We start from the raw sequence: 24184 nt of genomic DNA, 5'->3' as shown, positions 1-24184 counted from the left end.
CATAGCTTGCGGCCAGCGAAACGATCAGGGCGGCCAGCGGCTCGGCCAGATTGTTGGCAAGGCTTGCGTCCTCGGCAACCAGCACCTTGGACACGCCCGACAGCTTGGCAGCCTGTTCGGCCGCGGCCTTGGCGCCGGCGCCGGCGACAAGCACGGTCACTTCGCTTCCCTGTTCCTTGGCGATCTGTGTCGCCGCTGTCAGCGTCTTGGCGGTCTGGTCGGAAAGGTGGTTGCCGTCGTGATCAGCCAGAAGAAGAATGGCCATGGATATATCTCCCTTTCTCGAACCTTTAAAGCACGCCGGCTTCGACTTTAAGCTTCTCGACCAGCTCGGCGACCGACTTGACCTTGACGCCCGCCTTGCGGCCGGACGGTTCCTCGGTCTTCAAGACCTTCAGGCGTGGCGCGGTGGAGACGCCGAAGTCGGCCGGCGTCTTCTTGTCGACCGGCTTCTTCTTCGCCTTCATGATGTTCGGCAGCGAGGCGTAGCGCGGCTCGTTCAAGCGCAGATCTGATGTGACCACGGCCGGCAGCTTGACTTCGATTGTCTGCAGACCGCCATCGACCTCGCGGGTCACCTGGGCCTTGCCCCCAGGGCCAGCAACGTCGATCTCGATCTTCGAGGCGAAGGTCGCCTGGGCGGTACCGAGCAGCGCCGCCAGCATCTGGCCGGTCTGGTTGCTGTCGTCATCGATCGCCTGCTTGCCTGATATGATCAGACCCGGCTGTTCGGCATCGACGACGCCCTTGAGGATCTTGGCGACGGTGAGCGGCTCGACTTGATCGTCGGTCTCCACCAGGATGGCGCGGTCGGCGCCCATGGCAAGTGCGGTGCGCAGCGTCTCTTCGGCCTTGGCCGGGCCGATCGACACGACGATCACCTCCTCGGCCTTGCCGGCCTCCTTTAGCCGCAACGCCTCCTCGACCGAGATCTCGTCGAACGGGTTCATCGACATCTTCACATTCGAAAGCTCGACGCCTGTGCCATCCGGCTTCACGCGGATCTTCACGTTGTAATCAACCACCCGCTTGACGGGGACGAGAATTTTCATGGCTGCACCTGTCCGTTAGAGTTCGGGGTCGAACCAGCGCCTCGTTCGGGCAGGAGCACCCAGAACGCAAACAGCGGCTGATCCGTCGATCGCATGGCATGCCTTATCCCTGGCGGGTTGTAGAAGGATCCGCCGATACCGGGTGAGAACCAGCCAGAGTCCCCATGCCGGAACTCTCCCACGGACATCACCAGATAGATTTCTTCGGGGGCATGGTCGTGATCGGGATATCGCACATTCGGCGCCATCAATGTGGCACCAAACCAGACGTCGTTGCGCTCCTCCAAGCCTCCCGGCCCGACGATCATCGCGTTCGCATGCCGGTCCTGAAAGTTTTCACTTGCGGTGCCGGATATGTCCTGACGACGCCGCCAGATAAGGAGGGGTTCAACGGCCTGGAAGCAAGCGAGGAGTTGCCCAAGCAACGGCGAACCGACGTCGACCGAAATCTTCGACAAGAACTGGCACACAGGTAACCGGCGCCCCTCTCCCGACCGCTGTCCGCCTGAGGTCTGAAGCACCGAAAATGCCTGACGGAGCGAACGGCGGGCTTCCGGATCCCTGGCATGTTCATCGAATGCCACATCGGCGGAGTCGATTAGAAGCTGTAGCTGTTCGGCCCGTTCTGCCACTGACAAACCTCCGTCTGCTGGGATGCGTCTTGCGTGGTCTAGAGATCCTTCGCGATGCGCAGGCCATCATAGATGGCCGCATGGGTATTCCGCGCTGCGACCGCATCGCCGATGCGGAAGAGCTGGAACGTTCCCTCCACGTTGCGGACGACGGACTGCCGCTCGCCTGACAGGAGTTGGTCGTACGAGGTCTCGCCGAGATTGCTCGACAGAGGCTTGAGGTCGAAATAGAGGTCGTCGAGTGGGATCGTGCCATGGTTGACGACAATCTGGTCGACGACGCGCTGTTTCGATACGCCGCCGTAATCACTTCCGACGCTGGCAACGATCTGGTTTCCGTTCCTTTCGGCGGCATCGAGGCGGAATGTAACTGTGAATGTCACATCCAGCTTCTGAAGAGATCGCATGTAGGGAACAAGGTTCATGGCCATGACCTCGGGCGCGAAGGAACGATCGGGTGTCATGATCTCGACCTTTGCTCCGGCCTTGGCCAGAAATTCGGCGGCCTGCAGGCCCGCGTGGTCTCCAGCATCGTCGAAGACGAGAACGTTCGAACCCGGCTTCACGTCTCCTGAGATGATATCCCAGGACGACACGACAAGATCGTTGCCCTTGCTTAGAACCTCCGTGTGAGGAAGGCCGCCTGTCGCGATGATGACGACGTCTGGCTTCTCCGCCGTGATCGTGTCTTCCTCGGCCCATGTGTTGAAATGGAAGACGACGCCGTATTTTTCGCACTGGGCCATTCGCCAGTCGATGATGCTGATCATCTCTCGGCGACGTTCGCTCTTGGCGGTCAGCCGGATCTGTCCGCCCGGATTGCTTGCCGCCTCGAAGACGATCACCTCGTGACCGCGCTCGGCGGCGACGCGAGCGGCTTCGAGGCCGGCCGGGCCAGCGCCGACCACAACAACTTTCCTGCGGACTTCGGCCTTTGGGACGACGTGGGGCATCGTCTCCTCTCGTCCGGTGGCAGCGTTGTGAATGCAAAACGCCATGCCGCCCTGATAAATGCGGTCAAGACAGTAATTGGCGCCGACGCATGGGCGAATGTCTTCTTCCCGTTTCTCAATGATCTTGCGGACGATATGAGGATCGGTCATGTGCGCACGCGTCATGCCGACCATGTCGACCTTGCCGGCCGCAATTGCGTGACGAGCCGTGGCGACATCGGGGATCTTGGCGGCATGGAAGGTCGGGAAGTTGGTCGCCGCCCTGATTTCCCCGGCAAAGTCGAGGTGCGGCGAGTTGGCCATACCCTGGATCGGAATGACATCCGTCAGCCCCGGATCCGTGTCGATATGGCCACGGATGACGTTCAAATAGTCGATGAGGCCGCTGTCGCGTAGCCTGCGGGAGATTTCAATGCCCTCTTCCTTGCCGGTGCCGCCAGGAAGGCGTTCGTCAGCGGTGTAGCGAACACCGAGGATGAAGTCGTTGCCGACTCTCTCGCGCATCGCCTTGAAGACATCGAAACAGAAGCGCATGCGGTTTTCGAGCGATCCGCCGTAAGGGCCCTCGAGTTCGTTGGTCAATGGCGAAGCGAACTGGTCGATCAGATGGCCGTAGGCCTCGAGTTCAACGCCGTCCATCCCGCCGGCTTTCATGCGTTCGGCGGCGTCGGCAAAGTCCTTGATGATGCGCTCGATATCCCAATCTTCCAGCTTCTTCGGAAATGCTCGATGGGCAGCTTCGCGGTGGTGAGACGGAGCAACGACGGGAAGCCAGTCGCCCTTGTCCCAGCGCGTTCGCCTGCCGAGGTGCGTGAGCTGGATCATGATCGCAGCGCCCTCTTCGTGGACGGCGTCCGTCATCTCCCTGACCCAGGGTACGATCTCGTCCTTGTACGCCAGGAGATTGTTGAAGACCGGTGGACTGTCCTTGGACACGGCTGCGGATCCGGCAGTCATTGTCATGGCAACGCCGCCTTTGGCCCGCTCGACCGTATAGGCCCGGTAGCGCTCCTTGGGCATGCCATCCTCGGGATAGGCCGGCTCATGGGATGTCACGATGATGCGGTTGCGTAGCGTCAGATGCTTGAGTTGATACGGCTGCAGCAGGGGATCGTTCGACATCTGTCATGCTCCGAATTAGGAAGTGCTCCGAACGCTAGGCGGAATGTACACATGTGTCAACGACGAAAACACGACAGTCAAATTTTATGGACAGTCATGTACATTTTGATTGTGTGGAGCTTAACGATTTGCTAGGAATTGAACATGGACCAGAATTTGAGCGACAGTGGCTGGCGTGGATCGCAGGAGGGATGGCTCGAGGCAGCCTATGACTCCCTGCTGGAGTCCGGGATAGACTCCGTGAAGATCCTGCCCCTGGCAAAAAAGCTCAACCTGTCGCGCACCAGCTTCTATTGGTTCTTCAAGGATCGCGAAGAGCTTCTGGACGGGTTGGTCTCGCGCTGGCGGGAGAAGAATACAGGTTCGATCGTCAAGCAGTCGGAAGCCTATGCGGAGACCCTGGCGGAAGCGATGCTGAACGTCTTCGACTGCTGGCTGGACAGCCGGCTGTTCGACAGCAAGTTCGAGTTTGCCGTGCGAAGCTGGGCGCTACAGTCGGAGGAGATCCTTCAGGAGGTTCAAGAGGCCGATCGAACGCGGATGGACGCGCTTGCCAGCATGTTCAAACGCTTTGGCCATCCAGAAATCGGCGCGGATGTTCGCGCACGGACAACCTACCTCGTTCAGATCGGCTATATTTCAATGCAGTCGAACGAAAGTATCAGCGTCCGCATGAAGCGCATCCCCGAATATATCGCAATCTACACGGGTGAAACTCCGCAGCAGCGAGAGCTTGACCGGTTCTTTGCGAGACATAGCTACAAGCCAGGCTAGGGATGAGATGAGCGGAAAAGCAAGGATCGGGATCATTGGTGGCGCAGGTTGGCTTGGCGGTTCCATCGCAGAGGCGATCCTTCGCACAGGCCTCGCCGATCCTGACGATCTGACGCTCTCCTATCGTACCTCTCGGCCAGACCGCTTCGCCGCCTCGCACTGGACGACGGACAATCAACTCCTTGCGGACCGTTCGGATGTGGTGATCTTGTCTGTGCGCCCGGAAGACTGGGCTTCGGTGCCTGTAAAGCTGGAGCGCAAGCTCCTGATCTCGGTCATGGCCGGTATCCGCGTCTCGGCGCTGATCGAAAGGCATGCGACCGAAAGAGTTGTCAGAGCCCTCCCCAACGCTGCCGCCGAAGTCTCCTGTTCCTATACTCCCTGGATGGCATCGGCCGGTGTCGATACCGATGATCGCAGTCTGGTGCGAAAGATCTTTGGCGCCTGTGGTGTCGAAGACGAAGTGGGCAGCGAAACGCAGATCGATTACCTGACGGGCATGTCTGGCACCGGCCCCGCCTTTCCCGCGCTCCTTGCCGCGGCAATGATGAAGCACGCGATCAGTCAAGGTTTGCCTGGGGAGATTGCCCGGCGAGCTGTCCTGACAATGCTGACGGGAACCGGACGCCTGCTCGAACGACAGCAGGACGACCCGGCCGAGATCGTCAACCGCTTTCTCGAATATCGCGGCGTGACTGCGGCGGGCATTGAAGAGATGCGCGCTTCGGGCTTCGACGATGCTGTTTCCAATGGCTTGTCCGCAGCCTTCAAGAAATCGGTGAGTATGGGAGACGCTTCCTAACGACCGTTGCAGCGGGTTTTCGCGGCGTCCCGCTCAAGAATACATGCCGCTAAAAAAAGGGAACGATAATGACCAAGTTATTGGCTTCTACGTGCATGGTATTTGGGCTGCTGGGAGTGGCCTCATACGCAAATGCAGCAGAGTGTGGCAGCGTCACAATCGCGAGCATGAACTGGCAGAGTGCCGAAGTCCTGTCGAACCTGGATAAGATCATCCTGAACGAGGGATATGGCTGCCAGGCGGAAATCACTGTGGGTGATACCGTTCCAACGATCACGTCGATGGCGGAGAAGGGCGAACCCGACATTGCTCCCGAAGCCTGGATAGACCTTCTTCCTGAGGTCGTGAAGAAGGGCACAGATGAGGGACGTATCATCAAGGTCGGTTCGCCACTTCCCGATGGAGGCATCCAGGGTTGGTGGATCCCCAAATATCTGGCGGACGCCCATCCTGACGTGAAAACGATTCCTGACATGCTCAAGCACCCGGAATTGTTCCCGGACGCGGAAGACGCCTCGAAGGGGGCAATTTACAACGGACCGCAGGGCTGGGGCGGCACGGTGGTCACATCGCAGCTCTTCAAGGCATTCGAAGCCGAAAAGGCAGGCTTCAAGCTGGTGGACACTGGTTCCGGCGCGGGCCTCGATGGCTCGATCGCAAAGGCATACGAGCGCAAGCAGGGTTGGGTCGGCTACTACTGGGCCCCGACGGCTTTGCTTGGCAAGTATGAAATGGTGAAGCTCGAAGCCGGCGTCCCAGCCGATGCTGCCGAGTGGAAGCGCTGCAATACCGTTGCTGACTGCGCCGATCCGAAGCCGAACGCATGGCCGGTCGATACGATCGTCACGCTCGTTGCAAAGCCCTTCTCCGAAAAGGCCGGACCGGATGTGATGGCCTACCTCGAGAAGCGCTCGTGGAGCAATGACACCGTCAACAAGCTGATGGCCTGGATGACGGACAATCAGGCGAGCGGCGAGGACGGTGCCAAGCACTTCCTGAAGGAAAACAAAGACATCTGGACAAAGTGGGTGTCGGAAGACGCAGCAAAGAAAATCGAAGCCTCGCTTTGATTGTTGAATGGGCGGCGCGTTTTGACACGCGCCGCCACTTCAGAAGCCGGAAAACAACCAGAAGACTTGTCACGGCTCTTTCAGAGAAAGGGGAACCGAATGGAATGGTTTTACAAATTTCCGCACATGAATGACGACAGTCTTCGCGACCTAAAGAAGATGATTGACGACGGATTTCGCGCCTTCACGAGGGCGTACGGCGATACAATCGAGAGCTTCTTTTCTCCGTTGCAACACTTCCTGATCGCCGTCGACCGCTTCATGACCCAAACGCCGTGGCCGATCATAACGCTGATGGTCCTCGTTGTTGCGTGGCTCGGAAGCCGCAGCTTGAAGATCGTGCTGGGCTGTCTCGTGACGTTGCTGCTCATCGGCTACTTCGACATGTGGGAAGACACGATGCGGACCGTGTCGATGATCTTCGTCTGCACGGTCTTGTCCATCGCGCTCGGCTTGCCCATCGGGATCGTGATGGCGCGATCCGACCGGTTCCAGCGCGTCGTCCATCCGATCCTCGACGTGATGCAGACCATGCCGAGTTTCGTCTATCTCATCCCCGTCGTCATGCTGCTCGGGATTGGCCGTGTTCCCGGTCTCATCGCCGTCGTGATCTATGCAATTCCGCCGATGATCCGGTTGACCGACCTCGGCATTCGACTGGTCGACAAGGACGTGCTTGAGGCAGCTGACGCCTTCGGGGTTTCAAATTCCCAGAAGCTTTTCAAGGTGCAGATGCCGCTTGCCCTGCCAACCATCATGGCCGGGATCAACCAGACCATCATGATGGCGCTGGCAATGGTCGTGATAGCCTCGATGATCGGCGTCCAGGGACTTGGACAACCGGTCCTGAAGGCGATCGCCAATCAGTACTTCACGCTGGGCATTTTCAACGGCCTTGCCATTGTCGGCATTGCTATCATTTTCGATCGGGTCAGCCAGGCATATGGCAAGCGGCTCCAGAAGCATCGGGAGATCGTTCATGGGTGATCACGATTTCGGCGGCATCAAGATCCGCCATCTCTTCAAGATCTTCGGTCCGAACGCGAGATCGCACATCGAGGCGGTCCAGAACGGACTGACAAAGGCCGAGTTGAACCGGAAGCACGGTCACGTACTTGGGCTTCGCGATATCAATATCGAAATGCCGTCGGGCTCCATCCAGGTCATCATGGGCCTGTCCGGCTCGGGGAAGTCGACGCTCATTCGTCACATCAACCGACTGATCGATCCGACCGCTGGCGAGGTGCTTGTCGACGGCGTGGACGTGGTCAAGATGGATGAGACCGAGCTTCGCACATTCCGCCGGCATCAGACGGCGATGGTGTTTCAGAAGTTCGCCCTCCTGCCGCATCGCAACGTTCTCGACAACACGCTATTCGGCTTGGAAGTCCAGGGTGTGGAGCGTTCGAAGGCGGTCGACGTGGCGATGCGATGGCTGGAGCGCGTCGGATTGAAGGGCTTCGAGGAGAAATACCCGAACCAGCTTTCGGGCGGCATGCAGCAGCGCGTCGGCCTGGCGCGCGCCCTTTCGAATGACGCACCCGTTCTCCTGATGGATGAGGCCTATTCCGCGCTCGATCCGCTGATCCGCACGGACATGCAGACGGTGCTGCTCGACATTCAGCGGGAGATCAAGAAGACCATCGTCTTCATCACGCATGATCTCGACGAGGCGCTGAGACTGGGAGACCAGATCGCCATCCTGCGCGATGGCGAAATCATCCAGCAAGGCAGCAGTCAGGACATCGTGTTGCGACCGGCAGACGAATACGTCGCCAACTTCGTCAAGGAGGTCAACCGCGGCCGCGTGGTTCAGGTCAGCGCCATCATGAGTCCGATGCGACCCGGAGCTGCCGTCAGCGGTGTCACCGTCGATGCTACGACGACGGTCGAGGAGGCCGTTCGCCTGCTTGCGTCGGTTCCGGATGGCGATGTGACTGTCATCGGGCAAGGATCTCGTGCCGTCGGGATGGTCACCTTCCGCCAGCTTGCGACCGCGATGGTCAACTCGGATACGGTCCAAACGCGCGAGGATGCCATTGCGCTCGCGCAGTAAGGATCCCGCAAAGAGGTCCGGCCCTGATGCCCGCTGAACACGTGCGCGGAATTCATCGCGAGTTCCGTGCTCACGCGTCCCCAAGGGATAATCGTTCGGCCCGTCAGGTCCCCTCAAAGCAAGTTCAGTCCAGACAAAGACGCGTGGCGCCTCCCTCCGCCAGGTGTCAATGGATCCTGCCCAAGGCCACGGCGTCGATAAGACCGTCATAGCCACAACCTAGCAACGACCTACATCCGGGAGCGGCCATGCCCGAAAAGTTTCCCCGCCTCTTCAGTCCGCTTCAGATTCGTGGGCACACGCTCCGCAATCGCATCGTGTTTGGCGCTCACACCGCGAACATGGCTGTCGACGGGCTGCCGACGGAGCGCCATGTCGCCTACTACGCCGAGCGTGCTATCGGCGGCGCCGGGATGATTGTCGTCGAACCGATGCCGGTCCATGCTGCCGCGGTTCTGACGCAAAGGAACTTCCGCCATTGCGACGATACCGTGATTCCACACTTTGCCGGGCTTGTTGGCGCCATCAAGGAGAATGGAGCCGTCGCAATCCAGCAACTCTACCACGTCGGGGCGCATGGCGACTCCGACAACTCCTTCCATCCCCATTGGTCGCCGTCCGGTCTGCCGAGCTACCACGACAGTGACGGCTCGCATCCAATGACGGAAGCCGAGATTTGGGAGACCATCGACGGGTTTGTTCAGGCGGCGCGCCGATGTCGCGAGGCCGGCTTCGACGGTGTCGAAGTATGGGCAGCCTATCTGGGGATGGTCGACCAATTCTGGACGCCTTGGAGCAATCGACGCGAAGACCAGTGGGGAGGCTCGCTCGAAAACCGCACGCGCATGTCTCGCGAGATTCTCTCCCGAATCAGAGAGACATGCGGACCAGATTTCATCATAGGCCTCGCAGTCAGCGACGAGCCGGATGTGAAGGCCGCGCTGCAGCGAGACGAGCTTGCGGAGATCGTGAAGCTTCACGACGAGCTCGGCCTGATGGACTATGTCACCTGCGGGTCTGGCGGATACCTCGACTTCTACAAGCTCATGCCGACATTCATTTATCCTGAAAAGCTCGGCGCCGATCTTGCCGCCTGCCTCAAGAAGGTCGTGAGAAATTCCGCCGTCATTGCCGAAAGCCATATCCGAACACCTGAAAATGCGGAGACAGTTCTTGGCGAAGGCGCGTGCGACCTTGTGTCGATCGTTCGTGGACAGATCGCCGACCCTCACCTGGCGCGCAAGGCAGGTGAAGGCCGCCCCGACGACATCCGCAGCTGCATATCCTGCAACCAGATGTGCTGGGGGCGCCGTTCCCGGGACTACTGGATAAGCTGTCTGATCAATCCTTCGGCGGGACGAGAATTTGAATGGAAAGGCGATCGTTTCACCAAGACATCCAATCCAAGACACGTATTTGTCGTCGGTGGCGGCCCGGCGGGGCTCGAAGCGGCAAGGGTAGCGGCCGAACGCGGCCACAAGGTCGTCCTCTCGGAAGCCGGAACGCGTCTCGGTGGCAATTTTCTGCTCGCCGGCCTGCAGCCGAGGCGTGCCCAGATCCTTGATCTGCTTGCCTGGTATGAACGCCAACTGGAAAAGCTCGGCGTTGACGTCAGACTGAACAACTATGTGGAAGCAGATGACATCGACCCGTCGAAGGTGGACGTCGTGATCGTCGCGACCGGCTCCTATTCTCCGGAAACCGGGTTCCAAAAGGCCTTGCCGACGATTGCAGCGATGCCCGGGCTAGACAAGGGCGGCGTGTTCACCGTCGAGGCAGTCATGGCAAGGCAGGCAAGGCCAGGCAAGCACGTCCTTCTCCTGGACGAGGGCGGCGGCTGGCGCGGTTGCGGGACGGCCTGGAAGCTGGCGGAGGACGGCCATCAGGTCACGATCGTCACACCCGACCCGTTCGTCGGAAAGGAGCTTCAAAGAACGGCTGCCGATGTTCCGATGCGGCAGGCTTTGAAAAAGCTTGGCGTGCAGTGGATCACGGAGGCCAGCATCGCTGAATGGTACGGAAACGGTGCAACGCTTCTGGATCACAACACTGGTGAGCGCAACTTTGTAGGGGCGGACAGCCTGGTCACCGCAACGACAAATCATCCGATGGACTGGCTGATGCCAGGCCTGCTCGAACTGGGTGTTCCCGTGCGACAAATCGGCGATTGCGCGGCACCGCGGCAAGCTCCTTACGCCTTCTACGAAGGCAGAAAAGCGGGATTGGAGATCTGACATGTCCGAGGAGATCGTGCTCAAATGGAAGGACGCCGAGGAACTTGCAATGAAGGCGTGCCTGGCCTCGGGCGCGGCTCGCGCGAGCGCACTTTCTCTCGTGGACGCCACGATTTCGGCGGCAAGCTACGGTCCCCCTACCCTCGGGTTTCCGCACTTCGTGGATTATCTCGATGGATTTCGCGAGGGGCGAATAAATCACGAACCCAAGCCGCGATTGGACCGCGCCTTCCCCGCATTTCTCGTTTCCGATGCAGATCGCGGCATCGCCCAGCTAGGCTTCGATCTCGCATTTCCAGATCTGCTCGACGCGGTTCGCAGATTTGGAGTTGCTGTCTTCACGCAAACCAACAGCTACACCACCGGCGAACTCGGATACTACGTCCGCAGACTTTGCAATGAGGGTGTGATCGGACTGGCGGCAACCAACGCAAATGCCATGATGGTCGCACAAGCCGGCGGACCTGTCGTCTACAGCACAAATCCGATGGCATTCGGATTTCCGCTCGGCGAGCACATGCCGCCCATGATCATCGATCAGGCGTCGAGCGCCACGGCCTTCGTCAACATCGTCAGAGCGGCCGAAGAGAAAGACCCAATCCCGAAGGGTTGGGCAGTCGACGCAGGCGGCAACGCGACTGAGGATGCGGAAGAGGCGCTGACGGGAGCTCTGTTGCCCTTCGGCGGCCGCAAAGGAGCCAATGTAGCGCTGCTGGTGGAGATGCTGTCTGCTGGCCTTTCTGGTGGCCCCTGGTCTCTGGACACTCCGGATTTCAGGTCGGGGACCACGTCGCCAGCGGTGGGGCTCAGCGTGATTGCAATCATGCCCGGTCCGGGAGCTGACGGACGGATCGAGCGGGCACTTCGCCAAGTCGAACGCCTGCAAGAAAAAAGCGTGTTCGTGCCGGGCGTTACGGGAGTTAATTCTACTCACACATCAGGAGAATTCTCCATCCCCCGAAGCGTATATGAAAAGATCGCCACCATCGCCAAGACAGCTTAGACGGGGAGCCCTCCAACCGCAAACATTGCGACGGCTATCCAAAATAGCAGGCACACTTCTGTCGCAACCAAGAAGCCCATTGCACGATCGCTCATCATCCCCTCCTCGACCGCGCTGCGTTGAAGCGCTCACTCGGCTAAGATATGCCTTTGTCGCCAGGTGATATCGCGCTTACGCAGCAACTCGATAGACCGCGTTCGAAGAGTGGAAATGTTGATGTCTACGAGCACTCACTCCCAACCACCCTTCGAACTCCTCACACACGTCCAGGGGACCGGGCCTTTTTGGCACGGTTGAGTGCCCCTGCTGTATGCCGAGCTTCGATCGATCTCACTCCCTCAACCGAAGCCTGCTAGAAAGCTAGAATCCAGCATGGCGGCGCACCACCAACCAACGCGCGAATTTCGACATTGCCACACTGTTTTCGTTAAGGCGTTGCTAAATTACAGCAAGACGCCATTGCCGTTCCGGCAATGTGAAATGTTTCTTCCTTCGAGCCATGTCTTGACCGGCTGCGTGCTGGCCAACTGATTGCGCATTTTAGTCGGATCCGACGCCAGACGATCGGCATTGTCTTCGACCTAGTCATGCGGATATATATGACGAAAGGAAAAATATCGGAGATAGGCGTGCGGAGAGAGACTGCGGACGAAACTGTCGCTGAAAGCAGCTACAGGCAGATACGGGCGGACATAATCTTCGGCCGCCTTGCGCCGGGCCTGAAGCTCAAGCTTGATAATTTGAAGAGTGCCTACGAGACGAGCGTCAGCACTCTGCGGGAAATTCTCAACCGCCTGACGTCCGAAGGGCTCGTCGTGGCTGAAGGACAGCGGGGTTTTGAGGTTGCCCGCGTGTCGGTTGCTGACCTGAAAGAGGTTGCGGCTCTCCGTTTGCTTCTCGAAGAGCATGCGCTTGAGCAGTCGTTCGAACAGGGCGATGTAGAGTGGGAAGCGAGGCTGGTGTCTGCCCACTACAAGCTGGCACGCATGGAAGAGGTCATGGCTTCGGGCGATTCCAGCAGGGCGGAAGACTGGAAGCGCTATGACTGGGAGTTTCACCAGGCGCTGATTTCCGCCTGTGGATCGCGTCTGCTCATGGAGACCCATTCGGCCGTCTTCGACAAGTACCTGCGTTATCAGATGGTTGCGCTGTCTTACCGTGGACGTGTTGCCGAGCAGGAACATAGGCAGCTCCTGGAGGCCGCCCTGCAACGCGACAGCAAGACGGCAAAGAAAATCCTGCAGCGTCACATACAAGGCGGCGTCGAGCATGCGCTCGAAAAGGGATCGCTATCGGCCCTTCCGTCACAAACGTGATCGATGCCGACGTGGCGCTTGATCAAAGCAGAGGATCTCATGCTCAAAATTGCTGCTGAAACAGCCGAGACTGTCAGCGACATCGTCTTTCGACAGATCCGTCAGGATATCATCTCGGGGACCTTGGCGCCTGGTGCAAAGATCAAGCTTGAGCAGGCCAAGGAGCGGTATTCCATCAGTGTCTCGTCACTGCGCGAGATACTGAGCCGCCTGACCACGGAGAACCTGGTGTTGGCCGAGGGCCAGCGTGGGTTCGAAGTCAGTCCTGCGACCCGCAAGGAACTCGAGGAGCTTGCCGATCTTCGCACCGTGCTGGAGACGCATGCGATCGGATTGTCCTTTTCGGCTGGAAATCTCGAGTGGGAGGGACGCATCGTTGCCGCCCACCATAAGCTGGCGGCTGCGGAAAAGAAGCTGCTTGCGGGCGATGCCTCGCGCACCATCGACTGGGTTCGCTATGACTGGGAGTTTCACCAGGCGATCGTATCGGCCTGCAATTCGGCCACGCTCATGGCGGCGCTATCTTCAGTGTTCGACAGGTTTCTGCGCTATCATATGCTTGCCCAGAGCTTTCGCGGCCGGGCGGTTGTTGAAGACCACAAGCTCCTCTTCGAACTCGCCTTGAAGCGTGACGTCGAAGGAGCCCGTTCTGTCATCCGCCGACATATAGAGAGCGGCGTGGCACACGTTCTGAGGAGCGGGCGCATTACCTGACGAGGCGCCGCTCAGACGGCGTCCTTCGGAATGCCCTCGGGCCGCATCTGCTTCTTGAGTGCTGCGATACGGAAAATGGCATTTGGTGCCCCATAGCCCCGATAGCCGCGTCGTTCGACGATTTCGAAGAAGAAGCCTTCACCATAGGTGCCGCTATAGAGCTGAAAATAGTCTCCGTGCTCGTCACGGTCATAGAGGATGTTTTCTGCTTTCAGGCGCTCGGTCAGATCGGGGTCAAGTCCGAAGCGGGCTTCAATATCATCATAATAGTTGGGCGAGATATGGAGTGGCTTGAAGCCCTGGCTACGGAGTGATCTGGCGGTGACGAAAATGTCGTCGGTGGAAAACGCCAGATGCTGAATGCCCGAACCGAATTTCTCGGCGATGAAGTGCCCCGCCAGCGTACGGCGGTTTTCGGCACCATTCATGGTAATCCGCAGCGTACCGGGCTCATTCTCGACGACCTGGCTGCGCACGATGCCGCTCGGGTCGATGATATCGACCATCGGCGTTTTTCTGGTTTCGAAGATCGATGTGTAGAAGAGCAGCCAGGTCAGCATTTCGTCATAGGCAACCGTCTGGGCGACATGGTCGACCTGCAGCAGTCCGGAACCAACGCTGCCGCTTTCATCCGAAACCGCCTCGAAGTCGATCTCCGGGAACCGGCCGAGCGGGCTCGTGTCGTCGATGAGGTAGATCAGGCCGCCGCCGACACCCCGGACAGTGGGAAATTCGAGCTCCCCGTCGACAACAGGCTGTCGAAATGGTTCTGCGTCTAGGGCAAGGGCACGCTGATAGGCCTTTGCGGCATCCTCGACATTGAGTGCGATCGCATAAGCAAATGTGCCGTGGACCGCATAGGCTGCGCTGGCAAAGCCAAGCGGATCTGTGTTGACCAGAATGCGAATGCTGCCCTGTTCGAACAGCGTGACCTTCTTGGACCGATGGATTGCCGTCTTGCGGAAACCAAGGGTCCGCAGGAGTGAGACCAGTTCGACGGACTCGTCTGGGTCCGTGGCGAATTCGACGAAGCCGACGCCCTTGACCACTGCCCGCTCCGGCATGGCGGCGCCGATCGGGGTATGGACATTGCGACGAACCTGATCTGCCAGATAGATCAGGGAGCGATGGCCATCGGCAGCGATTGCCCGCGTCGAGCCGCCGCGGAATTGATCGTTGAAGATCTCGAGCGAGAAATAGCCGTCATACCCGGTCGAGGCGACCGCCTCGGTGAACGCTGTCACCGGCAGATCGCCCTCGCCTGGCATGTTGCGAAAATGGCGACTCCAATAAAGCAGATCCATGTCGATCAGCGGCGCATCGGCGAGCTGGACGATGAAGATCTTCTCCTTTGGAATGGAGCGGATCGAGTTGATGTCGATCTTGCGCGAGAGCGAATGGAAGCTGTCGAGGATGAGCCCGACATGCGGATGATCGGCACGCCGCACGATTTCCCAGGCATCACGGTGGTCATTGACATAGCGCCCCCAGGCAAGCGCTTCATAGCCCACCTTGAGGCCGCGCCTCGCCGCTCGTTCACCCAGTTCGTGAAAGTCGGCGGCCGCGCGATCAATGCCGCCAAGGGCCGCCTGCGAGACATTCGAGCAGACAAGAACCATGTCGGTTCCGAGCTCCTGCATGACGTCGAACTTACGCTCCGCCCGATCGAAGGTGCGGCTTCGAAGTGTGTCGGGCATGCCTTCGAAATCGCGAAAGGGCTGGAAGAGCGTGATCTTGAGGCCCAGATCCCCCGCCATCTTGCCGACATCGGCGGGGCTTCCATCAAAGGCAAGGAAGTCGTTTTCGAAAATTTCCACGCCGTCGAACCCTGCTCGTGCAATGGCCTCAAGCTTGTCGGGCAGTTCACCGCTGAGCGTCACCGTCGCAATCGAGGTCTTCATAACCCAATACCTTTCCATTGGCGCCACGAGAGCGCGGCGAGCAGCCGATTGCGCCTCACGCGCCGCCCCGATCATGGCATTATGTCAAATGTCGTGAGCATTTCAAATCAATTGGTCAAATCAAAAGTCTCATATGATTTTCAAAAACTCGGTTGATTTGCGCACGATCCTCTGGCAAAAAGCTGAACATGCAGTCGGGAGAGGAAGACTGTTGGGTCCAAGCGACCGTTCAAAGGAGGAGGAATCAATGTTCAAGTCGATGCTGACGCGCCGAAACGCGATGCTGGGTGTCGCTGCTGTCGTGGCTGCGATCGGGCTCGCCACCCCCGCTGCCGCAGTCACCCCCGAAGAAATCAAGGCCAAAGGAAAGCTCGTCGTTGGCATTCAGGGCGACAACCCGCCATGGGGCTTCGTGACATCAGGCGGCAAGCAGGACGGCCTCGATGCCGATATTGCAACGCTTTACGCAAAGGAACTCGGCGTCTCTGTCGAGTTCGTGCCGTTGGAAGTCAACAACCGCATTCCCGCTCTGACAACCGGTCGTGTCGATGTTCTCTTCGCGACGATGGCCATGCTGCCGGAGCGTGCCAAAGCCGTTCAGTTCAGCAAGCCCTACGTTGCCAACGCCATCGTGCTGATTGCGCCGAAGTCCATGTCGGTCAAGACGAATGATGACATGGCCAATCTTTCGATTGGCGTTGCCAAGGGTGCGGCTCAAGATACCCAGGTCACCAAGAATGCACCCCAGAGCGCCACGATCCGCCGCTTCGACGGTGATGCGCCCAGCGTCCAGGCGCTTGTGTCCGGCCAGGTCCAGGCGCTTGGCGGCAACATCTTCTACATGGACCGTGTCGAAAAGGCTCGTCCGGGCGAGTTCGAAAACAAGCTTGAGTTCCAGAAGCTCTACAATGGCGCTTGCACGCGGCTTGGCGAGAAGGAAATCAACGCTTCGATCAATGCCTTCATCGACAAGATCAAGGCCAATGGCGAGCTCAAGAAGATCTACGACAAGTGGATGAAGGTGCCGGTTCCGGAATTCCCCGCGAGCCTTGAAGGCATTCCGTTCACCGCAAACTGAGCCACAAGCGCTGAAGCAAAAGCAAACTGGCGGGCGTTTCGATGCCCGCCGACCGTGTCGCGACGCCGAAAGCACGGCTTTGCGCGTTTCGAGGAGCGCAATCATGAACAAGACGATTTTTGTGCTCAACGGGCCAAACCTGAACCTGCTCGGACAGCGCGAGCCCACCATCTACGGCACGACAACGCTTGCGGACATCAAGGAAAAATGCCTCGCCAAGGCGAACGACCTCGGATTCGACGTCGACTTTCGCCAGACAAATTTCGAAGGCGAACTGGTGGAGAGCGTGCATCAGGCCCGCAACGAGGCCTGCGGCATCATCATCAACCCGGCAGGCTACACGTTCACGTCGATCGCGCTACTCGACGCGCTGAAGACGTTCGATTACCCGAAGATCGAGCTCCACATTTCGAACGTGCATGCGCGCGAGAGCATCTACCACAATTCCCTTATCTCTCGCGTCGCGACGGCAATCATGATCGGCTTTGGAGCAGCTGGTTATGAATTGGCGATCCAGGCCATGGCTGGCATGGTCGGACGCGATTGAGGAGACGCGATGAACTACACGCTGGATTTCACGCCTGTCATTGACGGCCTGCCAAGCCTGCTGCTTGGCTGTCTCGGCACGTTGCTGCTTGCAATCTGTGGCATGCTGCTGGCAATCGTGATCGGCATAGGCGGTGTGGCCTTGCGGGATTCTCGCTACAAACCGGCGCGCTGGCTGGTGATCAGCTTTGTCGAGCTCATCCGCAACACGCCGTTCCTGGTTCAGATTTTTTTCCTGTATTTCGCCCTGCCGCTTGCAGGCATCAGGCTCGATCCGACGCCAACGGCGATCATTGCTCTCGGGATCAACGGCGGCGCCTACGCCATCGAAATTATCCGCGGTGGGGTCCAGTCGATCTCCAAGGGCCAGATGGAAGCCGGCCTCGCTCTTGGTCTGCACAAGACGCAGGTCTTCCGCCTGATCATCCTCAAGCCGGCGCTCAGGGCGATCTATCCCTCGCTGACCAGCCAGTTCGTATTGCTGACGCTGTCGACCAGCATTGCCTCGGCGATATCGGCCTATGAGCTCACCTCGGTTTCGCAGCGCATCGAGTCCGAAAGCTTCCGCAGCTTCGAGGTCTATTTCACGGTGACGGTTTTCTACCTCGTCATTTCCTGGCTGATGATGCGCCTCTTTGCGTTCTTTTCGGCACGTTACTTCACCTATCCGGTCAAGTAGGAGCAATCGATGGGCAGCGAAGAATTCGTCTTCCTTCTGATCGGTCTGAAATGGACCGTCGTCTTGTCCGCGGTTGGCTTTGTCTGCGGATGCATTGCCGGGCTTGGTGTGGCGCTCGCCCGGACTTCGGAAATTCCACTGCTGGAGCGAGTGACGGCCGGCTACATCGCGGTCTTCCAAGGCACTCCTCTCCTGATGCAGCTGTTCGTGGTTTATTACGGTCTTGCCCTCATCGGCTTCAAGCTCGATGCCTGGGTCGCAGTTGCCATCGGGCTGACCCTGCATGCCAGCGCCTATCTGGGCGAAATCTGGCGCGGCTCGATCGAAGCGGTTCCGCGCGGCCAGAGCGAGGCCGCAAGAGCGCTCAGCCTCAAATATGTCTCGCGCATGAGGGACGTGATCCTGCCGCAGGCACTGCGCATCTCGCTGCCGGCAACGATCGGTTTCCTGGTGCAGTTGATCAAGGGAACCTCGCTCGCCTCGATCGTCGGCTTCACGGAACTTACCCGCGCCGGCAACATCATTTCCAACCAGATCTTCGAGCCGCTGACGGTCTTCGGGATCGTAGGCGCACTGTATTTCCTGATGTGCTGCCCGCTGACGATCTTCGGTGCCCGTCTTGAACGGAGGTTCGCCGCGGCATCGCGGTGATCTCCGGCGCTGACCACGAAAGAGACGGAACCATGAACAGTCCTTCATCGACCGCCGAGACCATGATCACCATGAGCCACGTGGAGAAATGGTATGGCGCCTTTCAGGCCCTGCACGACATCAACCTGTCCGTTCGCAAGGGCGAGAGAATCGTGCTCTGCGGCCCCTCCGGCAGTGGAAAATCGACGCTCATCCGCTGCATCAACCATCTGGAGACCTATCAGAAGGGCGAAATCCGCGTCGGCGGCATCCTGCTCGGAAACCAGGCAAAGGCGATCGACGCGATCCGCCGCGAAGTCGGCATGGTCTTCCAGCAGTTCAATCTCTTTCCGCATCTCACCGTGCTGCAAAACTGCATGCTGGCCCCGATGCGGGCGCTTGGCGTCGGAAAGGCGGAGGCCGAAGACCGCGCACGTTCTCTGCTTGCCCGGGTCAAGATCCTCGAACAGGCCAGCAAATATCCTGTGCAGCTTTCCGGCGGCCAACAGCAGCGTGTCGCGATTGCGCGGGCGCTCTGCATGCGGCCGAAAATCATGCTCTTCGATGAGCCAACCTCCGCACTCGATCCGGAGATGGTCAAGGAAGTCCTCGACACCATGATCAGCCTTGCTGACGAAGGCATGACGATGGTCTGCGTGACGCATGAAATGGGCTTCGCCCGGCAAGTTGCAAACCGCGTCATCTTCATGGCGAGCGGCGCGATCGTCGAGGAAGCGCCACCCGGGGAATTCTTCACCAACCCCCGCCATGAGCGCACACGCAAATTCCTCGGTGAAATCCTGCGCAACTAGGATCTGTGAGGGAACTGTCATGTCAGCACAATCGCAGACGCCTCCGCTGAAGATCGCGGTGATGGGTGCCGGTCTTATCGGAAGGCGCCATATCGAAGGCATTCTGGCCGAGCCGCGCACGACACTATCGGCCGTGATCGACCCCTCCGATGCCGGGCGCGACTTTGTGACAAGCAAGGGTGCTGCATGGTTTTCAACGTTTGCCGAAGCCCTAGCACGCGACCGACCGGACGGAGTGATCGTTGCCACCCCGAACCAGCTTCATGTCACCAACGCCCTTAATGTCATCGCCGCAGGAATTCCGGTCCTTGTCGAAAAGCCGATTGCTGACAAGGCGCAAGCAGCGGTGGCTCTCGTCGATGCTGGTTCAAAGGCAGGTGTCCCCATCCTCGTTGGTCACCATCGGCGCGACAATCCGATGATACGACAGGCAAAGCAAATCCTGGACAGTGGTCGGCTCGGCAAGATCCTGACCGTTCAGGGAACATTCTGGGTTGCCAAGCCGGACGGTTACTTCGATGTCTCCTGGCGCCGGGCGGAAGGTGCAGGGCCGGCCTTCATCAACCTGATCCATGACGTTGATCTCTTCCGTTATTTCTTCGGAGAGGTGGAAGCTGTCCATGCGATGGAAACGAATTCGGTCCGCATGCACTCCGTCGAGGATAGCATTGCTATCCTGCTTCGTTTCGCGAGCGGTGTCCTTGGAACGTTAAATGCATCCGACGCCGTCCCGTCTCCCTGGAGCTTTGAGATGACGACGGCAGAGAACCCCGCCTTTCCGCAGCAGGATCAATCTTGCTACCAGATTGGTGGGACCGGGGGATCGCTCGCCATTCCCCAGCTTGCGCTTTGGACCAATGCGTCGAAACCGGATTGGCTGGAGCCGCTTGTCCAAGAGCGCGTACCATTTGAACCAGCCGACCCGCTGGCGATACAGCTTCGTCACTTCTGCGACGTCATTTGCCGCGAGGCCGAACCGCTTGTTAGCGCAGCGGAAGGCCTCGCCACCTTGCGCGTCATCGAGGCGATCAAGGCGTCCGCCCGCTCGGGCGAAACGATCCAGCTTGGTGAACGCAGCGTGAGGCCCCTGATATGATCACCGGAACCACAAAGCTTATCGCGCACCTCGGCTATCCAACAGAATCCTTCAAGGCGCCACTCATCTACAACCCCTATTTCGAAAAGAGCGGCATCGACGCTGTCGTCGTACCGATGGGCTGCAAGCCGGAAGACTACCCTTCCTTTCTCAAGCTTATCTTCAGGCTCTCGAACATCCATGGTGCCCTCATCACCATGCCGCACAAGATTACAACGATCGGATTGCTCGATGGGGTCTCGACCAATGCCAAGGTTGCCGGCTCCTGCAATGCCGTCCGACTCCAGCCGGATGGCAAGCTAATCGGCGATATGTTCGATGGTGAAGGCTTTGTCCGCGGCTTGTTGCGCAAGGGACAATGGGTGGCGGGAGCCCAGGTGCTGATCGTGGGTGCTGGCGGCGTCGGCTCCGCGATCGCTGCCTCGTTGGCCGGAGCCGGCGCGCGACGGATTGCGCTTTACGATGACAACCCGGCTACGTCAGCGGGACTCGGCAACCGGCTGAAGACACACTACCCAATGACTGAGGTGAGCATGGGTTCAACCGATCCAGCCGGTTTCGACATCGTCGTCAACGCAACCCCCCTCGGGATGAGAAAGGACGATCCCCTGCCGCTTGACGTATCGCGCCTTTCACCCACCACTTTCGTCGGCGAAGTCGTCATGAAAGAGGAAATCACGCCGTTTCTCGCTGCCGCCCGCGAACGGGGGTGCGCCTTTCAGGTCGGGACGGACATGTTGTTCGAGCAAATACCGGCCTATCTGGAGTTCTTTGGCTTTCCCACGACAAGCGCAGAATACCTGCGGTCGATCGCACAGCTTCCGTAGGGAAGCTGTCGCAGGAACCAGTAACAGGTGCAAACTGCTTGCAACCGGAGAGCCGAAACGGGCCCTGTTGCCGAAGAGCGGCAAGAGATCAATCGGGACATTCGGCGCCTGTGTTCGTCCACGCGGCGATCAGGGCGGCCAGTGCCTCCTGTGAGCCGGGAGGTGTGCTACGTCCCGCGCCCGGATGCCATGCCCACCCTACCAGATGGTCTTCACCCATGTGGCGAACGAGATCGGCATGAGACCGATTGCCGTTCCGGCTCGTGTCTTTCACCTGCCTGCATATTTCACCCACCGTTAGCCCTTGCCATGCCATACTGGCCGGTGCCAGCGACCAGTGCGCATCGCCCGGAATGGATTTCAGGCGGCTGCCAACAATCGGACGGTTCTCGGCACCGTGGCAGGTGCTGCAGGCAAGCCCCGCCGGGCCCAACGGACTTTGGCTGGCGTTCATCAATGGCACATGCGGATGTTTGTCTTCACCTTGCGTCGGGCTACGCGTCGCCGGGTGGCAGTTGATGCAGCGCGGATGCGTCAGGACCCGGCTCGCCTCTTTAAAGATGGCCTTCGAGCGCGCGCTGGTGTCCGCGATGGCATCAAAGTCGGAGACGGCCTTGAGGGCTCCGCCGTCCGATGTTTCGGCGTAGCCGTTCAGGGGGCCGACAAGGGCAGCAATAGCTGCCGTGCCGAGAATGGCGGCCAACGGCACAGCGACGATCCGCTTCTTCACCATCACACCCTCCGCAAGTCGTTCTGGTCGATTGGCAGCGAGCGCAACCGCTTGCCGGTTGCCATGAAGATCGCATTGAAAAGCGATGGCGCGACACCGGGTGTGCCGACCTCCCCTATGCCACCTGGGGCCTCCGAACTCGGCACGATATGGACCTCGATCTTCGGCGTCTCGTATATTCTGAGAACCGGAGAATCGTCGAAGTTGCTTTCCACGACAGCACCATTGCGGACCGTGATGCGACCGTAGAGAGCTGCACTCAGCCCGTAGATGATGCCGCTCTGTATCTGGGCTTCCACCGTGTCAGGATTGATCACCTGGCCGCAATCGACGGCACAAACGATACGGTCGGTCTTCAGCGTGCCGTCCTCTCCGACGCTTACCTCCGAGATCGTGGCAGCAAAGCTTCCAAAATCCTCCGAAATGGCGATACCTCTTCCCTTTCCCTGCGGAAGGGTGGTTGACCAACCGGCCTTCTCTGCCGCGAGATTGAGCGCTGCGAGGAGACGCGGCTTATGCTGAAGCAGCCGCCTGCGGTATTCGAGCGGATCAATGTTCGCGACGTGGGCCAACTCGTCAATCCCGCCTTCAATGACGGGGATGTTGCGTGTTGCGCCGACGCCGCGCCAGTTGCCCGTCAGCATTCCATCAGGCGCCTCGTGTCGGGCGAATTCCGTATATTTGTTAGGGATAGCATAGGGCGACTCCGCACCGCCCATGCTATCGAGGTCAATACCGTCGCGGGTGAAAGCCGGCAGCCAGCGCGCCATGACGGACGGCCCAATCACCCGGTGCCGCCAGGAAACGGGCATGCCGTCGGCACCGAGTGTTGCCGTGACCTTGCTGTAGTTGAGATAGCGGTAACAGTCGTGGCGGATATCTTCCTCGCGGCTCCAGGTGACCTTGACCGGGCCCTGCACCTGCTTGGCGATCTTCGCAGCCAGAATGACGCCGTCGACATCAAGCCGGCGCCCGAAGCCGCCGCCCAGCAGGTGATTGTGTACGACGACCTTGTCCAAGGGCAGCCCCGTCACATCGGCGACGGCCTGCCGCGCACGTCCGAGGACCTGGGTTCCGACCCACACGTCGCAACCGTCGCTTCGCACGTGGAGAGTGCAGTTCATTGGCTCCATTGCCGAATGCGCGAGGATCGGCAGGCGGTAGATGAACTCAACGGGAGGTCCGTGCTCGGCCTCCGCCTTGGCGACGTCGCCTTCATTTATATGTGGCAGAGCATTGCCGCTGATGGCATCTTCCATGCGCTTTTCGAGATCGGCAAGCGAGAGATCCCCGCTGACGCCTGGGTCCCACTCAAGGGAAAGTGCTGCCAGCCCCTTGCGTGCGGCACCCGTGTTGTCGGCCACGACCGCGACCGCATCCTCAATGCGCACAACCTGCTTGACGCCTTTTACTGCCATGGCCGGTCCGTCGTCGACCGAACGCAGCTTGCCGCCAAAATGGGGACAGATGGTGATTGCGGCGTAGGACACGCCTTCCGGACGGGCATCGATACCGAACTTCGCCGTACCGTTGACCTTCTGCGGACTGTCCAGACGTTTGATAGATTGGCCGATCAGCTTGAAGCTCGACGCAGGCTTCAATGGCATTTCCTGCGGAACAGGCTGCAACGCAGCAGCCTGAATCAGGCTGCCATAGGTACTCCGGCGGTCACTCGCCATATGGACGACGTGTCCCGCCTCGGCTTTGCAGCTATCCGGTTCCACACCCCAACCACGGGCAGCAGCACTTACCAGCATGATGCGCGCAGCGGCTCCCGCCTTGCGCATCTGGTCGTAAACGGCGCGAATGGCGAGGGAACCGCCAGTGATCTGATCGCCCAGCAAGGGGTTCGAATACTGCGTGGGATCGGCAGGCGCATGCTCGAGAACCACCTGATCGAGAGCGACTTCCAGCTCTTCTGCCAACAGCATCGCAACCGAAGTGTAAATCCCTTGTCCCATCTCCACGGAGGGCATGACCAGGACAATCTTGCCTTCGGCAGGGATCCGAATGAAGGCGTTGGGCTCAAACGCCTCTGCTGCGTATGAGGGCGAAGGCCGCAGGCCAATGACAAGGCCTGCTCCGGTTAGCGATGCGCCGATCAGAAAGTGCCGGCGAGATACGGAAAGCTTGATTTTGTCGTGAAGAGACATCGCA

General features: G+C 59.3%; 22 protein-coding genes and 1 pseudogene. 16 read left to right on the top strand and 7 right to left on the bottom strand.

Going from position 1 to position 24184, the window contains the following annotated elements; genetic code table 11:
- The 4 genes and pseudogenes from RHIBUN_RS33895 to RHIBUN_RS0124665 form a co-directional block, all read right to left on the bottom strand.
- A pseudogene (locus tag RHIBUN_RS33895) lies at nucleotides 1-265 on the bottom strand (electron transfer flavoprotein subunit alpha/FixB family protein); the annotation flags it as partial.
- 25 nt (nucleotides 266-290) lie between these two features.
- Complete coding sequence (locus RHIBUN_RS0124675) at nucleotides 291-1052, bottom strand: electron transfer flavoprotein subunit beta/FixA family protein (RefSeq protein WP_025661629.1); 762 nt, start codon at nucleotides 1050-1052, stop codon at nucleotides 291-293.
- Nucleotides 1049-1684 carry a dimethylsulfonioproprionate lyase family protein gene (locus RHIBUN_RS0124670; protein ID WP_025661628.1) on the bottom strand — a complete coding sequence of 212 codons (636 nt, stop codon included), beginning with the start codon at nucleotides 1682-1684 and terminating at the stop codon, nucleotides 1049-1051. Before RHIBUN_RS0124670 ends, RHIBUN_RS0124675 begins: the two co-directional genes overlap by 4 nt.
- A 38-nt stretch (nucleotides 1685-1722) precedes the next feature.
- On the bottom strand, nucleotides 1723-3759 hold the full coding sequence (locus RHIBUN_RS0124665; RefSeq protein WP_025661627.1) for an NADH:flavin oxidoreductase: 2037 nt from the start codon (nucleotides 3757-3759) through the stop codon (nucleotides 1723-1725).
- 144 nt (nucleotides 3760-3903) lie between these two features.
- Between RHIBUN_RS0124665 and RHIBUN_RS0124660 the strand changes: the two genes are divergently transcribed.
- From RHIBUN_RS0124660 to RHIBUN_RS0124615, 9 genes are all read left to right on the top strand, one after another.
- Nucleotides 3904-4533, top strand: a complete 630-nt coding sequence (locus tag RHIBUN_RS0124660; RefSeq protein ID WP_018856127.1) for a TetR/AcrR family transcriptional regulator — start codon at nucleotides 3904-3906, stop codon at nucleotides 4531-4533.
- A 7-nt stretch (nucleotides 4534-4540) separates the two neighbouring features.
- Entirely contained in the window at nucleotides 4541-5335 is a 795-nt protein-coding gene (locus RHIBUN_RS0124655) for a pyrroline-5-carboxylate reductase dimerization domain-containing protein (RefSeq protein WP_025661626.1), read from the top strand.
- Nucleotides 5336-5403: 68 nt separating this feature from the next.
- Nucleotides 5404-6405 (top strand): ABC transporter substrate-binding protein, encoded by a 1002-nt coding sequence (locus RHIBUN_RS0124650; RefSeq protein ID WP_025661625.1) that lies wholly within the window; start codon nucleotides 5404-5406, stop codon nucleotides 6403-6405.
- Between the two features lie 99 nt (nucleotides 6406-6504).
- A complete protein-coding gene (locus tag RHIBUN_RS0124645) occupies nucleotides 6505-7392 on the top strand; it encodes a proline/glycine betaine ABC transporter permease (protein ID WP_025661624.1) in 888 nt (295 codons plus the stop codon).
- Nucleotides 7385-8461 (top strand): glycine betaine/L-proline ABC transporter ATP-binding protein, encoded by a 1077-nt coding sequence (locus tag RHIBUN_RS0124640; RefSeq protein ID WP_025661623.1) that lies wholly within the window; start codon nucleotides 7385-7387, stop codon nucleotides 8459-8461. Before RHIBUN_RS0124645 ends, RHIBUN_RS0124640 begins: the two co-directional genes overlap by 8 nt.
- 248 nt (nucleotides 8462-8709) lie before the next feature.
- Entirely contained in the window at nucleotides 8710-10695 is a 1986-nt protein-coding gene (locus tag RHIBUN_RS0124635; RefSeq protein ID WP_025661622.1) for an FAD-dependent oxidoreductase, read from the top strand.
- 1 nt (nucleotide 10696) lies between these two features.
- Nucleotides 10697-11698: an Ldh family oxidoreductase gene (locus tag RHIBUN_RS0124630; RefSeq protein ID WP_025661621.1), complete on the top strand. Its 1002-nt coding sequence runs from the start codon at nucleotides 10697-10699 to the stop codon at nucleotides 11696-11698.
- Between the two features lie 629 nt (nucleotides 11699-12327).
- On the top strand, nucleotides 12328-13014 hold the full coding sequence (locus RHIBUN_RS0124620; RefSeq protein WP_025661620.1) for a GntR family transcriptional regulator: 687 nt from the start codon (nucleotides 12328-12330) through the stop codon (nucleotides 13012-13014).
- A 39-nt stretch (nucleotides 13015-13053) separates the two neighbouring features.
- Entirely contained in the window at nucleotides 13054-13728 is a 675-nt protein-coding gene (locus tag RHIBUN_RS0124615) for a GntR family transcriptional regulator (protein WP_025661619.1), read from the top strand.
- An 11-nt stretch (nucleotides 13729-13739) separates the two neighbouring features.
- Here the strand turns inward: RHIBUN_RS0124615 and RHIBUN_RS0124610 are convergent, their stop codons facing one another.
- Nucleotides 13740-15629: a sugar phosphate isomerase/epimerase and 4-hydroxyphenylpyruvate domain-containing protein gene (locus RHIBUN_RS0124610; RefSeq protein ID WP_025661618.1), complete on the bottom strand. Its 1890-nt coding sequence runs from the start codon at nucleotides 15627-15629 to the stop codon at nucleotides 13740-13742.
- Between the two features lie 247 nt (nucleotides 15630-15876).
- On the opposite strand from RHIBUN_RS0124610, the gene RHIBUN_RS0124605 reads away from it, so the two are divergent.
- From RHIBUN_RS0124605 to RHIBUN_RS0124575, 7 genes are all read left to right on the top strand, one after another.
- Complete coding sequence (locus tag RHIBUN_RS0124605; RefSeq protein WP_025661617.1) at nucleotides 15877-16707, top strand: transporter substrate-binding domain-containing protein; 831 nt, start codon at nucleotides 15877-15879, stop codon at nucleotides 16705-16707.
- 103 nt (nucleotides 16708-16810) lie between these two features.
- Complete coding sequence (aroQ, locus tag RHIBUN_RS0124600) at nucleotides 16811-17254, top strand: type II 3-dehydroquinate dehydratase (protein WP_025661616.1); 444 nt, start codon at nucleotides 16811-16813, stop codon at nucleotides 17252-17254.
- 9 nt (nucleotides 17255-17263) lie between these two features.
- Complete coding sequence (locus RHIBUN_RS0124595; RefSeq protein WP_025661615.1) at nucleotides 17264-17932, top strand: amino acid ABC transporter permease; 669 nt, start codon at nucleotides 17264-17266, stop codon at nucleotides 17930-17932.
- A 9-nt stretch (nucleotides 17933-17941) separates the two neighbouring features.
- A complete protein-coding gene (locus RHIBUN_RS0124590) occupies nucleotides 17942-18583 on the top strand; it encodes an amino acid ABC transporter permease (RefSeq protein ID WP_025661614.1) in 642 nt (213 codons plus the stop codon).
- Nucleotides 18584-18645: 62 nt separating this feature from the next.
- Nucleotides 18646-19374 carry an amino acid ABC transporter ATP-binding protein gene (locus tag RHIBUN_RS0124585; protein WP_025661613.1) on the top strand — a complete coding sequence of 243 codons (729 nt, stop codon included), beginning with the start codon at nucleotides 18646-18648 and terminating at the stop codon, nucleotides 19372-19374.
- A 19-nt stretch (nucleotides 19375-19393) separates the two neighbouring features.
- Nucleotides 19394-20470 carry a Gfo/Idh/MocA family oxidoreductase gene (locus RHIBUN_RS0124580; protein WP_025661612.1) on the top strand — a complete coding sequence of 359 codons (1077 nt, stop codon included), beginning with the start codon at nucleotides 19394-19396 and terminating at the stop codon, nucleotides 20468-20470.
- Nucleotides 20467-21297 carry a shikimate dehydrogenase gene (locus RHIBUN_RS0124575; RefSeq protein ID WP_025661611.1) on the top strand — a complete coding sequence of 277 codons (831 nt, stop codon included), beginning with the start codon at nucleotides 20467-20469 and terminating at the stop codon, nucleotides 21295-21297. The genes RHIBUN_RS0124580 and RHIBUN_RS0124575 overlap by 4 nt, the downstream gene beginning before the upstream one ends.
- A gap of 88 nt (nucleotides 21298-21385) precedes the next feature.
- Here RHIBUN_RS0124575 and RHIBUN_RS0124570 read toward each other — a convergent pair whose 3' ends face one another.
- Both RHIBUN_RS0124570 and RHIBUN_RS0124565 read right to left on the bottom strand, forming a co-directional pair.
- On the bottom strand, nucleotides 21386-22030 hold the full coding sequence (locus RHIBUN_RS0124570) for a hypothetical protein (RefSeq protein WP_025661610.1): 645 nt from the start codon (nucleotides 22028-22030) through the stop codon (nucleotides 21386-21388).
- Nucleotides 22030-24180 carry a molybdopterin cofactor-binding domain-containing protein gene (locus RHIBUN_RS0124565; protein WP_025661609.1) on the bottom strand — a complete coding sequence of 717 codons (2151 nt, stop codon included), beginning with the start codon at nucleotides 24178-24180 and terminating at the stop codon, nucleotides 22030-22032. Before RHIBUN_RS0124565 ends, RHIBUN_RS0124570 begins: the two co-directional genes overlap by 1 nt.
- Between the last annotated feature and the right edge of the window lie 4 nt (nucleotides 24181-24184).

Origin of the sequence: Rhizobium sp. IBUN, from assembly GCF_000510625.1 — a bacterium.
Classification (GTDB): Bacteria; Pseudomonadota; Alphaproteobacteria; order Rhizobiales; family Rhizobiaceae; genus Rhizobium; species Rhizobium altiplani.
The sequence above is the reverse complement of the archived record's forward strand: the minus strand, read 5'-3'. Positions and strand labels throughout refer to the sequence as shown.